Origin of the sequence: Shinella sp. WSJ-2 (assembly GCF_003432075.1) — a bacterium.
Taxonomy (GTDB): Bacteria; Pseudomonadota; Alphaproteobacteria; order Rhizobiales; family Rhizobiaceae; genus Shinella.
Genome location: NZ_QWBU01000005.1, coordinates 322,433 through 335,451 on the forward strand (window position 1 = coordinate 322,433; position 13,019 = coordinate 335,451).

A 13,019-nucleotide genomic window follows, 5' to 3' on the forward strand; every position below is an offset into this window, starting at 1 on the left:
TCGGTCACTCTCTCGTCTTGGCCACCATCGTCAGGACGTCGTATTGCGCGACGGTTGCCCCGCTCTGGTTCGTTACGTTGCAATCCCAGCGCACCTCGCCGTGCTCGGCATTGGCGCGTGGATTGATCTCCTTGCAGGTCAACTGCACCTTCAGCGTATCACCGGGATTGACCGGTGTCAGGAAGCGCAGGTTGTCGACACCGTAATTGGCAAGCACCGGACCCGGCGCCGGATCGACGAAGAGACCGGCGGCGAAGGAGACGATGAGATAGCCATGCGCGACGCGCCCGTCGAAGAACGGGTTCGCCTTGGCCGCCTCCTCGTCCATGTGGGCATAGAAGGTGTCGCCGGTGAAGTTGGCGAAATGCTCGATATCCTCGAGCGTCACCGTGCGCGATGCGGTGATCAGCTGGTCGCCGATCTTGAGTTCCGCAAGCGACTTGCGGAAAGGATGCTCGCCACCCGCCCGCGCATCCGCACCCGGCAGCCAGCGGCCGGTGACGGCCGAAAGCATGGTCGGCGCGCCCTGAATGGCGGTGCGCTGCATGTAGTGCTTGACGCCGCGCATGCCGCCCAGCTCTTCGCCGCCACCCGCGCGGCCGGGGCCGCCGTGCACGAGGCCCGGCAGCGGCGAGCCGTGACCGGTGGAGGATTTAGCGCTGACGCGGTTGCCGATCATCACGCGGCCGTGGAAGGGCGCTAGGCCCAGCACGACCTCTTCGGCGAAAGCCGGATCGTTGGTGAAAACCGAGGCGACGAGGCTACCCTTGCCGCGGCGGGCGAGATCGACCGCTTCTTCCGCCGTGTCATAGGGCATGATAGTACTGACAGGACCGAAAGCCTCGACATCATGGATGGCGCGCGCCGAACCCGGCTTCTCGCAATAGAGCAGCACCGGATTGAGGAAGGCGCCGGCCGCGGCATCGCCGGACTGGATATTAGCATTATCGGGATCGCCGGCGACGATTTCGGCGTCCACCGAGAGATCGCGAATACGGGCCCGAACCTCCTCACGCTGGTCGAGGCTGGCGAGCGGACCCATGCGGACGGCCTCGTCGGTGGGGTTGCCGATGACGGTCTTGCCAAGGCGCGCGCGCAGGTTTTCGATCAAGGCTTCGCTGTAGGAACGCGGGGCGATGACGCGGCGGATCGCGGTGCATTTCTGCCCGGCCTTGACCGTCATCTCGCGGGCGACTTCCTTGACGAAGAGGTCGAATTCCTCCGTGCCGGGCGCTGCATCGAGGCCGAGCACGGCGGCGTTGAGGCTATCGGCCTCCATGGTGAATCGCACGGAATTCTGAACGATGGCCTTGTGCGTCTTGAGACGCTGGCCCGTGGAGGCTGAGCCTGTGAAGGTCACGGCATCCTGTCCCTCGACATGATCGAGCAGATCGCCGACAGAGCCGCAGACGAGCTGCAAGGCGCCTTCGGGCAAAATACCGGTCTCGACGATGCGTCGGACCATGAGTTCCGTCAGATAGGCCGTCTGGCTCGCCGGCTTGACGATGGCGGGAACACCGGCCAGCAGCGTCGGCGCCAGCTTTTCCAGCATGCCCCAGCAGGGGAAGTTGAAGGCGTTGATATGTACCGCCACGCCCTGCAAGGGGCTCAGGATATGCTGCGCGGAAAACGTGCCGTCCTTGGAGAGCAGCTCCACGTCGCCATCGAGCAGCACGCGGGTGTTCGGCAATTCACGCCGGCCCTTGGAGGCATAGGAGAGGAGCGTGCCGATGCCACCTTCGATATCGACCCAGCTGTCGGCGCGGGTGGCGCCGGTGGCGGTCGAAAGCGCATAGAATTCTTCCTTCCGCTCCATCAGCGCCTGCCCGAGCGCCTTCAACATCGCGGCGCGCTCGTGGAAGGATAGGCGGCGTAGCGCCGGGCCGCCCCTGTCGCGGCCGTAGGCGAGGATCGCCTTGAAGTCGATGCCGGTGGAATCGATGAAGGCGACGGGCGCGCCCGTCGAGGCGTCGAGCAGTGGCACGCCCTCCTTCGCGCCGGCAACCCACTGGCCGCCGACATAGCTTTCGAGCCGGCGCGGCCGGTTTGCCATGACGTTCATCTTATCGTCCTTTCAATTCAGGCCAAGCGCGGAAAGCTGCGCATCGACCTCGGCCCGCCATTCGGCAAGCAGGGTCTCGTTTTGCGTGTGCCGGAGCCCAAAGCGCGATAGCGTCTCGAAACGGGCCGAGCCGGAATGGCCGAAGCTCACGGCAACGCGCGGATACCAATAGGCAACCGAGGCCTTCGCCCTGGCACGGCCTTCCGCATCATCGACGATCTGCACGAGGCCGGCGAGACCGAGTTCGGCGTGGCGCGTCTCGCGCGGCAGGATGGCGCGGAAAACCTCGGCGAGCGGCTGGTAGGAGACACGCGATAGCTCCTTGAGCTGTACGACGCTTGCCCGGCCCATCAGCACGTTCATGACGACAGCATCCACCCAGCCCTCCAGCGGATAGTGGAAGACGGAAAGGCGCATATCGCCGCCCTGCCGCGCCGCGCCGATATCGGCCGCACGGGTCAGCCGCTCGGCCCACGGATGATGCACGGCGTAGCGGCCGCCATCCGCACCGAACGTCTCCATGACCTGCAACACCTTGCCGGCATGGTCGGCTTTTTCCAGCACGATGCGGGCGGCGGAGATGCGTTCCTGAATGCCCGGCGCATCGTTGATCGTATCGGCAAAACCGGCGGAACCGGCGAGCTCGCTGTCGACGAAGCTCGCCATCAGGCGCAGCAACTCTCCACGGTAGCGCGGCGGCACATTGGCGGGAGACGAGAGAACGCCGCCCTGGGCGAGATAATCCTCGATCGGCATCGTATCGGACATGGCGTATCCCCTTACTGGTCGTAGCTGACGACGATGCGGTCGGTGAGCGGGTAGCACTGGCAGGTCAGCACATAACCCTGACGCACCTCGTAATCCTCGAGCGCGTGGTTGACCTCCATCTCGGCCTCGCCCTCGATGACCTTGGCGCGGCAGGTGGAACAGACACCGGCCTTGCAGGCATAGGGCGCGTCCATGGCGTTTTCGAGCGCCGCGTCGAGCAGGCTCTGTCCCTGTTTTGGGAACTTGAAAATGCGCGTCGCACCGTCGAGCGTGACGGTCGCCTCGCAGCTTGCGCCCTGATCCGCGCCGTTCGCCTTCTCAACCTTGGCACGCGCCCGGCCGGGCTGCGAGGAGGCAAAGAGTTCGAACTTGATCTGGTCGTCGCGAAGGCCGTGCTCGCGCAGCGCGGCGGCAATCGCCAGCATCATCGGCTCGGGGCCGCAGATGAAGGCGGTTGTCACCGACTTCGGGTCGATCCAGCTCCTGAACAGCGCAGCACACTTCTCGCCGTCGATGCGGCCGGTGAAGAGGTCGATCTCCTGCGCCTCGCTCTCCAGCACATGCAGCACGGAGAAACGGCCGAGATAGAGGTTCTTCAGGTCCTCCAGCTCCTCGCGGAACATGATCGAGCTGATCTGGCGGTTGGCATAGACCAGCGTGAAGCGGGCGCGCGGCTCGCGCGACAACACCGTCTTGATGATCGAGAGAACGGGCGTGATGCCGCTGCCGCCGGCAAAGCCGAGATAGTGTTTCGAAACCTCGGGCTCCAGCGTGGTGAAGAAGGCGCCCATCGGCGGCATGGCCTCCAGCGTGTCCCCGGCCTTCAGGCTCTCGTTGACCCAATTGGAGAAGCAGCCGCCATCGACGCGCTTGATGCCGACCTTCAGCACGCCCTCGTCTTTGCCGGCGCAGATCGAGTAGGAGCGACGCAGCTCCTCATCCTCGAATTTGCGGCGGAAGGTCAGGTATTGGCCTTGCGTGAAATCGAAGACGGCGCGGTCCTCGTCAGCGGGGCGGAGCGTGACGACCACCGCATCGCGCGTCTCGCGGCGAACGTCGGTCACGGTCAGGGGGTGAAAACGTGCCATGCGCGGGCCCTCTCCCTAGAGCATTTCCAGCCGAAGCAGCACCGCTTCGGCGTCGGACAATGCGGTAAAACAAGAAACCAGAGCGTGTCAGGCGAACCGGGTTTGCCGGACACGCTCTTGGTCAGATGCACTTGAAGTAGTCGAACGGTTCCAGACAGTCGGTGCAGCGATAGCTCGCCTTGCAGGGCGTCGAGCCGAACTGGCTGATCTTCTCGGTATTCACGGATCCGCAGCGCGGACAGGCGATCGTCAGGTTCGAGCGGCCGGAGAGCCGGTCGATGCGCTTCATCAGGATGCCGTCGGCCGCCGTACCGTCGATCGGCGGGGCGGTGCCGTAGGCCTTTAGCTTTTCCCGGCCCTCGGCGCTGATCCAGTCCGTCGTCCAGGCGGGCGAGAGCCGGCGTTCCAGCCGCACCTTGTCGAGGCCCTTTTCGGTGAGCGCCGTCTCGATATCGAGATTGATGATCGTGGTGGCGGGACAGCCCGAATAGGTCGGCGTCACCGTCACCACCAGCGTGTCGTCCCGCCATTCCACATCCCGGATGATGCCGAGATCGGTCAGCGAGATGACCGGGATTTCCGGATCCGGCACCTGGGCCAGCCAGTGCCAGACCTCATCCAGCGAGGGGCGGAGTGCCGGTTCCATGGCCGCCGCCTACCAAGTTGCGCCCGGATAGGCGCGCTGCAGGAACTGCATCTCGGTCAGGATGAAGCCGAGATGTTCCGTATGCACGCCGCGCCGGCCGCCCTTGTGCATATAGCCATCGGCGGGTTTCTTCAGCGTGCCCTCGGTCAGTGCCTCGGCGACAATCTCGTCCCAGCCGGCCTTGAGGCTTTCGGGTGCGGGAATAATGCCCTCTCCGACGAGTTCGGCATCCAGCGCATCGCTCATGAACATCTCGCCGGTGAAGGGCCAGAGTTCGTCCAGCGCCTCCTGCATGCGGCGGTGGCTTTCCGCCGTGCCGTCGCCGAGGCGGATGACGAGATCGCGGCTGCGGTCGAGATGGTAGGAGACCTCCTTGAACGCCTTTTCCGCGATCTCGGCGATGCGGGTGTCGGAAGACCCCTTCAGCGCTTTCAAGAGCAGATAATGCCAGGCGTCGAACAGGAATTGCCTCATCAGCGTCTTGCCGAAATCGCCGTTCGGGCGCTCGACGAGCAGGATGTTGCGGAATTCGTAACCGTCGCGCAGATACGCGAGGTCATCGGCGGAACGGCCCTTGCCTTCCACCTCGCCGGCGAGGCCGAGCCAGAGTTGCGTCTGGCCGATCAGGTCGAGCGCGGTGTTGGCGAGCGCGATATCCTCCTCCAGCGCGGGCGAGTGCCCGCACCATTCGGAAACGCGATGGCCGAGGATCAGCGTGTTGTCGCCGATGCGCAGCAGGAATTCGAGAAGCGCCGCGCCCGCCATCACATATGCCCCACTTCATCCGGAATGTCGAAGAAGGTCGGATGACGATAGACCTTGGAATTCGACGGATCGAAGAGCGGGCCCTTTTCCGACGGGGCGCTGGCGGTAATGTCGGAGGATTTCACCACCCAGATGCTGACGCCCTCGTTGCGGCGAGTATAGACGTCGCGGGCATTGTTGACGGCCATCTCGGCATCGGGCGCGTGCAGGCTTCCAACATGGCGGTGGTTAAGGCCGTGCTGGCCCCGGATGAAGACTTCCCAAAGCGGCCATTCGCTGGACATGTTCTCTCTCCCTTACTCAGCGGCGATCTTGGCGGCGGCGCGGCGGTCGGCGGCCTTTTCGGCATGGGCCGTCAGGCCGTCGCGGAACCAGGCGCCGTCATTCCAGGCCTTCTTGCGGGCGTCGAGGCGCTCGGCATTGCACGGGCCGTTGCCGGCGATCACGTTGAAGAACTCTTCCCAGTCCGGCTCGCCGAAATCGTGGCCGCCCTTTTCCTCGTTCCACTTCAGGTCCGGGTCGGGAATGGTGAGGCCGAGATATTTCGCCTGCGGCACCGTCTGGTCGACGAATTTCTGGCGCAGTTCGTCGTTGGAGTTCTGCTTGATCTTCCAGGCCATGGACTGGGCCGAATGCACGGAAGCGTCGTCCGAGGGGCCGAACATCATCAGCGACGGCCACCACCAGCGGTTCAGCGCATCCTGCACCATGGCTTTCTGGGCCGGTGTGCCCTTCACCATGCGCATCAGGGCGTCATAGCCCTGACGCTGGTGAAAACTTTCTTCCTTGCAGATGCGCACCATGGCCCGCGCATAGGGGCCGTAGGAACAGCGCTGCAGCGGCACCTGGTTCATGATCGCCGCGCCATCGACCAACCAGCCGATCGCGCCGATATCGGCCCAGGTCAGTGTGGGATAGTTGAAGATCGAGGAATACTTCGCCTTGCCGGAATGCAGTTGCTCGTACATCTGGTCGCGGCTGATGCCGAGCGTTTCGGCAGCGCAGTAGAGATAGAGGCCGTGGCCCGCCTCGTCCTGCACCTTGGCGAGCAGGATCGCCTTGCGCTCCAACGTCGGCGCGCGGGTGATCCAGTTGCCCTCGGGCAGCTGTCCGACGATTTCCGAATGGGCGTGCTGGCTGATCTGGCGTACCAGCGTCTTGCGGTAGCCCTCGGGCATCCATTCCTTCGGCTCGATCTTCTGGCCGGCATCGATGCGCTCCTGGAAGGCGCGCTCCTGCGGCTCCATCTCGTCGAGGGACCGGACGCGGGCGGCATCGGTCTTCACCATCTGGGCATACATGGTCTTTCCTCCGGTTTGCGCGTCAGACGCGTTCGAGAATGATGGCGATACCCTGGCCAACGCCGATGCACATGGTGCACAGTGCATAACGTCCGCCCTGGCGCTGGAGCTGGTAGGCAGCGGTGGTGACGAGCCTCGCGCCGCTCATGCCGAGCGGGTGTCCAATGGCGATGGCACCACCATTCGGGTTCACATGCGCGGCATCGTCCGGCAGGCCGAGATCACGCAGCACGGCGAGCGCCTGCGAGGCGAAGGCCTCGTTGAGTTCGATGACGTCCATCTGGTCGAGCGTGAGACCGGCACGCTTCAGCACCCGGCGCACCGCCGGTGCGGGGCCGAAGCCCATAATGCGCGGTTCAAGCCCCGCCGCCGCCATGGCGACGACTCGCGCCTTCGGCGTCAGGCCTTGCGCCTTCGCGACCGCTTCGCTGGCGATGATGAGTGCGGCCGCACCGTCATTGACGCCGGACGCATTGCCGGCCGTGACAGAGAGATCCGGGCCGTTGACACCCTTCAGCCTGGCAAGCTGTTCGGCCGTTGTGCCGAGGCGGGGATGCTCGTCCGTATCAATGACAAGCGGATCGCCCTTCTTCTGCGGTAGGGAGACGGGCACGATCTCGTCGGCGAAGACGCCGGCTGCATGCGCGGCCGCCCAGCGGGCCTGGCTGCGCGCGGCAAAGGCGTCCTGATCCTCGCGGCTGATGGCGAAATCGGCGGCGACATTGTCGGCCGTCTCCGGCATGGAATCGACGCCGAACACCTTCTTCATCTTCGGATTGACGAAGCGCCAGCCGATCGTGGTGTCATAAACGGCATTGGCCCGCGAGAAGGCGCTTTCGGCCTTGGGCATGACGAAGGGCGCACGGCTCATGCTTTCCACGCCGCCGGCGATGACGAAATCGCAGTCACCGGCACGGATGGCACGTGCCGCCATGCCGACGGCATCCATGCCGGAACCACAGAGGCGGTTGACGGTGGTGGCGGGAATGGAAACGGGAAGGCCGGACAAGAGCACGGCCATGCGGCCGACATTGCGGTTATCCTCGCCGGCCTGGTTGGCACAGCCATAAATGAGGTCATCCACCGTCGACCAGTCGACGCCGGGGTTGCGCGCCATCAGGCCGGCAAGCGGCAGGGCGGCAAGATCATCGGCGCGCACCGACGACAGCAGCCCGCCATAGCGGCCGATGGGTGTGCGGACAGCATCGCAGATAAAGGCTTCGGACACGCGGCTTCCTCCCTAGCATCCAGGCCGGTTTCCCTTTCCTCGAAAGATTAACCGACCGATCGGTTACTTATTTATCAGCAGACACATCACAAATCAATGGCAATTTTCATATTTTCTGTGACACTTTATCCCGACAGTTCGTATCATAGCACAGAGACCGGTTTTTTCCCGCAAATTGTGCGTTTAGTTTGCGCCGCGCAACAGTGAAAGTCGGCGCGCCGTCGCCTCGCTCATCTCTGGCAAGCCACCATCCACTGTGACGAAATGGCGTGCGACATGCTGGTCCGCTTCCGGTGAAAGACGGAGATAAAGATCGGTGAACAGGCTGCGCGCCGGCTCGCCCGGCCAATCCGCTGGCAGCGCGGCCTGCGGCAGGCGCGGATCGCGCAGCACAACGAGACGAAACTGGTGCACCAGCACCAGCCGCGCCACAAGGCTTTCGGCCGCGCTGAGACGCGCACCGCCTGCCAGCAGATTGGCAAGACGCTGGAACCGGTCGATGAAACCACGATAGGCCTCTGTATGCTGCGCGAGGTTCCAGTGATCGGCGGCAAACACCCCAAGATCGCCCTCGCCGCTCACCACCTCCGCACGGAAAATGACGGCAGGCTGTTTCAGCGCCGGCATGGCGCGGGCGCCGACGGCAAGCCGGGGCCCAAGCCGGGCGTGACCCGCTCGCTCCAGCACCTGCATCGCTTCGTCCGGCGCATCACCGGTCAGCTGCACGAAATGCCAGTCCGCCGCCTCCGCCGGCCCGAACAGCAGACGGGCGGCGGCGGCGAATTCCGCGCGGGCAGGCGCAGCAAGACGATAGAAACTGCGCCGGCCCTCCCGTTCTCCCAAGAGCTGGCCGGCGGCGACAAGCCGCGAGACGGCTGTGCGCACGAGGGTCTCGCTGATGCCGACGGCCGCACAGGTCTCGATGAGATTGCCGGTCCAGACCACGCCGCCGCGCGGCTCCACCACATCGCCATAGATGGTGACGATGAAACCGGCCGCCTTCAGCGGGCTCTCCTCGACAATCCCGCGGATCAGCGCGCCGAAAGCACTTTCCGCTCTGTCCTGTTGCGACGGCACCCTGCCCTCCTTCGCTTCGATTGCGCCGAGGACTAGCGCGAACGGATGCCAACGGAAAGAGCCAGCGCGAAACTGCTTCCCCCAAACCGCTCAGAACCGGCCGCCGCCTCGTCAGCAAATATTAAGTAGCATCTGCCATCGTTCGCCAAATGCCCAAGAGCCGCCTGCCGGCGGCACGAGCGCACGGGGACGAACTGACGGAAATGAACGATCGCAATGCGAAATCCTCCTTTCGAGGGCTCGGATATTACATCCCCGCCATCGTGGTCGCGTTTGCGGTGCTCATCGCCGTCCTGCTTGCAGATGCCCAGAAGCGTCGGCTGGAGGAGGAATATCTGCGCTCCTCCACCACCGAACAGCTCGGCCTGCTGCGTTCCCGGCTGGAGGGCAATATCCTCGGCAATATCAAGCTCGTGCAGGGCCTTGTCGCGACCTTCTCGACCGAGCCTGACATGTCGCCCGCGCATTTCGACGATCTTTTGAGCCGCATCTTCCGCGAAGAAAATCAGTTGCGCAGCCTCGCCATCGCGCCGGATTTCGTCGTCAACCGCGTCTTTCCATTGAAGGGCAACGAACGCAGCCTCGGCCTCGACTACCGCAAGAACGAGCGCCAGCGCGCCGCCGCCCTCCAGGTGATGGAGCAGGACCGGCTGATCGTCACAGGTCCGGTCGATCTGGTCCAGGGCGGCCGCGGGGTGATCGCCCGCTATCCCATTCATGCCGGCAAGGACAATGCCTTCTTCGGCATCGCTTCCGCCGTCATCAATCTTGACAAGCTCCTCGCCAGCAGTGGCTTCAACGATGATCTCAAGATCGCGGTCACGCTCTCCAGCAAGCCGCACGACAGCGGGGAAGCGCAGATATTTTTTGCCACGCCCGACACGGTCGACGCCAATCCCGTCGACATGACGATCGATATCGGTCACGAGACCTGGACCATGTCGGCCTCGCCGCTGAAAGGCTGGCAGCAGCCCTCCGCCGATCTCGGCGCCTTCCGTGCCGGCCTCGCCCTCCTCGCCATGATCATCGTCGCACCGATGTTCTGGGTTGGCTATCTCATGAAGGAGCGCCACAAGCACATCCTCACCCTGCAGGATCGCGAAGATCGCCTGGAAACCGTCTCCCAGCGCCTGCAGCTTGCGCTCGACGCCTCCAAGGCTGGTGTTTGGGAATACGATACGGAGAGTCACGCACTCTCCTGGGACGCCCGTATGCGGACGCTCTACAACGTGCCCCAGGAGCGGGAGACCTGCGTCTACGACGACTGGCGCCGCGCAGTCCATCCCGACGACGTCGAAGGGGCCGAGCGGATATTCGAGGCCACGATTGAAACAGAAAAACCCTACACGACCGAATTCCGTGTACGGACGGGCGACGGCGGCATCCGCCATATTCTCGAACACGCCATGACCTACCGCACCTCCTCCGGCGCAAAGCGCATCGTCGGGGCAAACTGGGACGTGACGGAGGACGCCCTTTTGCAGGCGGAGTTGCTTCAGGCCAAACTGACGGCCGAGACGCAGAACCGCGCGCTGGAAGACGCGCGCCGCGTCATGGAGCACAATTCACTGCATGACGCGCTGACGCAGCTTCCGAACCGCCGCTTTCTAGACCAGCAACTCGGTCTTGCCGGCAATGGCGACGGGCGCCCGCTGACGCTGCTGCATATCGACCTCGACCGATTCAAGGATATCAACGATACGCTCGGTCACGCTGCCGGCGATGAAGTGTTGAAACACGCCGCCGGCGTGCTGCGCGCCCATATTCCGCTGGAAGACTTCATCGCCCGCATCGGCGGCGACGAGTTCGTGCTCCTGTCGCGCCGCGATCCCGCGCAGGCCGACTTCACCGCCCTCTCCGCCCGCCTCATCGAGGCGATCAGCGAGCCGATACTCATCGAAGGCCATGACTGTCGCATCGGCGCAAGCATCGGCATCGCCACCCGCAACGACGCGGACGAATCCCCCGAGCAGCTTCTCGTCAATGCCGACATCGCGCTCTACGAGGCCAAGCGGCGCGGCCGCAACCGCGTCGAGGCCTTCAACGACGAACTGCGCCTGCGCACTGTCGAGGTGAAGCGTCTCAGCGACGATATCCTGCGCGGCCTCGAACGCGGCGAATTCCGCCCGTTCTTCCAGCCGCAGTTCGATGCGGAAACGCTTGAAATCGTTGGCGTCGAGGCGCTTGCCCGCTGGGAGCATCCGACGCGCGGCTTCATCGCTCCCGATGTCTTCCTGCCGGTCGCAGAAAGCCTGAATGTCGTCGCCCGCATCGACGAGACGATCCTCGACCAGGCGCTGTTTCAGGCGACGCGTTGGGAAGGCCAAGGGCTCGGCATCCCGCGCGTCTCCGTCAACGTCTCCTGTCAGCGCCTGCGCGACGAGGGCCTGATCGACAAGCTGAAAGCGATGAACATCCGCCGGGGCGCGCTGACCTTCGAACTGCTGGAGTCGATCTCCTTCGACACCGCCGACGACGGGCTGCGCCAGGTGATCGAGGAGATCAAGGCGCTCGGCATCGATATCGAGATCGACGATTTCGGCACCGGCCACGCCTCCATCGTCAGCCTGCTCGAGCTTTCGCCGAAACGCCTGAAGATCGACCGCCGGCTGGTGCAGCCGCTGCTGGAATCCACCGCGCAGCAGAGCCTCGTGCGCTCGATCATCGATATCGGCAAGGTGCGCGATATCGAGACCGTCGCCGAGGGCGTCGAGACGCTGGACCATGCCGCGCTGCTGCGCAGCCTCGGCTGTCACACCCTACAGGGTTATGCGCTGGCCCGGCCCATGGCCGCCGATGATTTCCTCGCCTTCGCCAAGGGGCGAAGCTGGATGCCGGACGCCGGGATCACGCCCGCAAAAGCGAGCTGATACTGTCGGCAACCGCCACACCGTCGTGCTGGCCACGCTGCCAGGCATCCTCGAACTCCCCGATGACCACTTCGGTGCCAAGCCGCGCGCAGGTCTCCTCCAGCGCCCCGTTGCCGAGATAGGCGAAGGCGCCGACAGTCTTTTCGAAGGGCAGGAGCTGGCGGTTCGCCAGCACATGGGTGAAGGGCCGCACATCTACCCCACCGTGCTCGCGCCAGACCGATGCGGCAGTCTGCAGCATCTGGGCGAGGTCGAGACCGCGCGTTTCGCGGCATTGCAGGATGTTGCCGATGAAGACGCGGCGAGCGTGCACATTCCGGGCGATGGCCGGCACGATGCCCTCGACGAGGAAATGCGGCAGCACGCTGGTATAGAAGCTGCCCGGCCCGAAGACCACGACATCGGCACTTTCCAGGCTTTCGATCACCGCCTCGTTGGCCGAAACCGATACACCGTTGCGGCCGAACAGGGCGATCTCGCGAATGCCGGTCCTGCCCTGCTCCTCGGGGAGCGCCGTCACCCGGTGCTGCCCGGCAATGACCGTTTCGTCCTTCAGCACGGCCGAGAGATCGGCGCTGCTTTCGGCCGTCGAGGGCCAGACATGGCCAGCGATGTCGCAGAGCTTGCGGAAGACGAAAATGGCGGTGTTGATATCGCTGTTATGGGCGAGATGCGCGCCGGTCAGGATGAAGTTGCCGATGCTGCCGTTACGGAAATCGAAATCCGCGCCGATGGCCGCACGGAAGGTGCGCAGGTAGTTGAGGATTGCGCCGCGCAGGCCGGGCTCCATCCGCTCCAGCAGCGGATGGCGGCCTTCGGCATAGAGTGCGAATTCGGTACCGGCATCGGCAAGGCTGCTGCTGGTAAGGCGCGCATTGCAGACCTTCACCACGTCGCCCGCCCGGCCCTCTCCATGCGCCATGGTCATCAGCGCCTGACGGATATCGCCGACGCCGAGCACGTCGAGGCTTTCGCGGATCACCTTGGAACTGCCGCCGCTATCCCAGGCGGGCACGATACGGGTGAGCCGCACCGGCCTGGCGCAGAGCGCCAGATTGGTGGAGCGGCAGGCCGTGCCGCCGGAAAAGAGCACGATATGCGGCAAGCGATCGGCGGCCATGCGGTCTCCCAGACTAACCCCGGAAACGCACTGCGGTTTCCGGGGTGGAACTCTCGATACAATTACGGTCTTTTCGCGATGGAGGGAAAGCGAA

The 13,019-nt window shown here is 64.4% G+C and carries 11 protein-coding genes; 1 reads left to right on the plus strand and 10 read right to left on the minus strand.

The genetic code is table 11. The features are described 5' to 3' along the window. Positions 1-4: 4 nt before the first annotated feature. The 9 genes from paaZ to paaX form a co-directional block, all read right to left on the minus strand. Positions 5-2,062 (minus strand): phenylacetic acid degradation bifunctional protein PaaZ, encoded by a 2,058-nt coding sequence (gene paaZ, locus D0Y60_RS14665; RefSeq protein ID WP_117370690.1) that lies wholly within the window; start codon positions 2,060-2,062, stop codon positions 5-7. A gap of 12 nt (positions 2,063-2,074) precedes the next feature. Next, the gene (locus D0Y60_RS14670) at positions 2,075-2,830 is read right to left on the minus strand and encodes a Phenylacetic acid catabolic protein (protein ID WP_117370691.1); all 756 of its coding nucleotides are present in this window, start codon (positions 2,828-2,830) and stop codon (positions 2,075-2,077) included. A gap of 11 nt (positions 2,831-2,841) precedes the next feature. Continuing rightward, entirely contained in the window at positions 2,842-3,918 is a 1,077-nt protein-coding gene (paaE, locus tag D0Y60_RS14675; protein WP_117370692.1) for a 1,2-phenylacetyl-CoA epoxidase subunit PaaE, read from the minus strand. A gap of 121 nt (positions 3,919-4,039) precedes the next feature. After that, positions 4,040-4,564, minus strand: coding sequence for a 1,2-phenylacetyl-CoA epoxidase subunit PaaD (paaD, locus tag D0Y60_RS14680; RefSeq protein WP_117370693.1), 525 nt, complete (start codon positions 4,562-4,564; stop codon positions 4,040-4,042). 9 nt (positions 4,565-4,573) lie between these two features. After that, the gene (gene paaC, locus D0Y60_RS14685) at positions 4,574-5,329 is read right to left on the minus strand and encodes a 1,2-phenylacetyl-CoA epoxidase subunit PaaC (protein ID WP_117370694.1); all 756 of its coding nucleotides are present in this window, start codon (positions 5,327-5,329) and stop codon (positions 4,574-4,576) included. After that, positions 5,329-5,613 carry a 1,2-phenylacetyl-CoA epoxidase subunit PaaB gene (paaB, locus tag D0Y60_RS14690; protein ID WP_068399310.1) on the minus strand — a complete coding sequence of 95 codons (285 nt, stop codon included), beginning with the start codon at positions 5,611-5,613 and terminating at the stop codon, positions 5,329-5,331. Before paaB ends, paaC begins: the two co-directional genes overlap by 1 nt. Positions 5,614-5,625: 12 nt before the next feature. Then, on the minus strand, positions 5,626-6,630 hold the full coding sequence (gene paaA / locus D0Y60_RS14695; protein WP_117370695.1) for a 1,2-phenylacetyl-CoA epoxidase subunit PaaA: 1,005 nt from the start codon (positions 6,628-6,630) through the stop codon (positions 5,626-5,628). A gap of 22 nt (positions 6,631-6,652) precedes the next feature. Continuing rightward, the gene (gene pcaF / locus D0Y60_RS14700) at positions 6,653-7,858 is read right to left on the minus strand and encodes a 3-oxoadipyl-CoA thiolase (protein WP_117370696.1); all 1,206 of its coding nucleotides are present in this window, start codon (positions 7,856-7,858) and stop codon (positions 6,653-6,655) included. Positions 7,859-8,041: 183 nt separating this feature from the next. After that, positions 8,042-8,935 (minus strand): phenylacetic acid degradation operon negative regulatory protein PaaX, encoded by an 894-nt coding sequence (gene paaX, locus D0Y60_RS14705; protein WP_117370697.1) that lies wholly within the window; start codon positions 8,933-8,935, stop codon positions 8,042-8,044. A gap of 203 nt (positions 8,936-9,138) precedes the next feature. On the opposite strand from paaX, the gene D0Y60_RS14710 reads away from it, so the two are divergent. Continuing rightward, positions 9,139-11,805 (plus strand): EAL domain-containing protein, encoded by a 2,667-nt coding sequence (locus D0Y60_RS14710; RefSeq protein ID WP_117370754.1) that lies wholly within the window; start codon positions 9,139-9,141, stop codon positions 11,803-11,805. Here D0Y60_RS14710 and D0Y60_RS14715 read toward each other — a convergent pair. Continuing rightward, positions 11,783-12,925 (minus strand): gluconeogenesis factor YvcK family protein, encoded by a 1,143-nt coding sequence (locus D0Y60_RS14715; RefSeq protein ID WP_245409182.1) that lies wholly within the window; start codon positions 12,923-12,925, stop codon positions 11,783-11,785. The two genes, D0Y60_RS14710 and D0Y60_RS14715, sit on opposite strands and share 23 nt — an antisense overlap. Between the last annotated feature and the right edge of the window lie 94 nt (positions 12,926-13,019).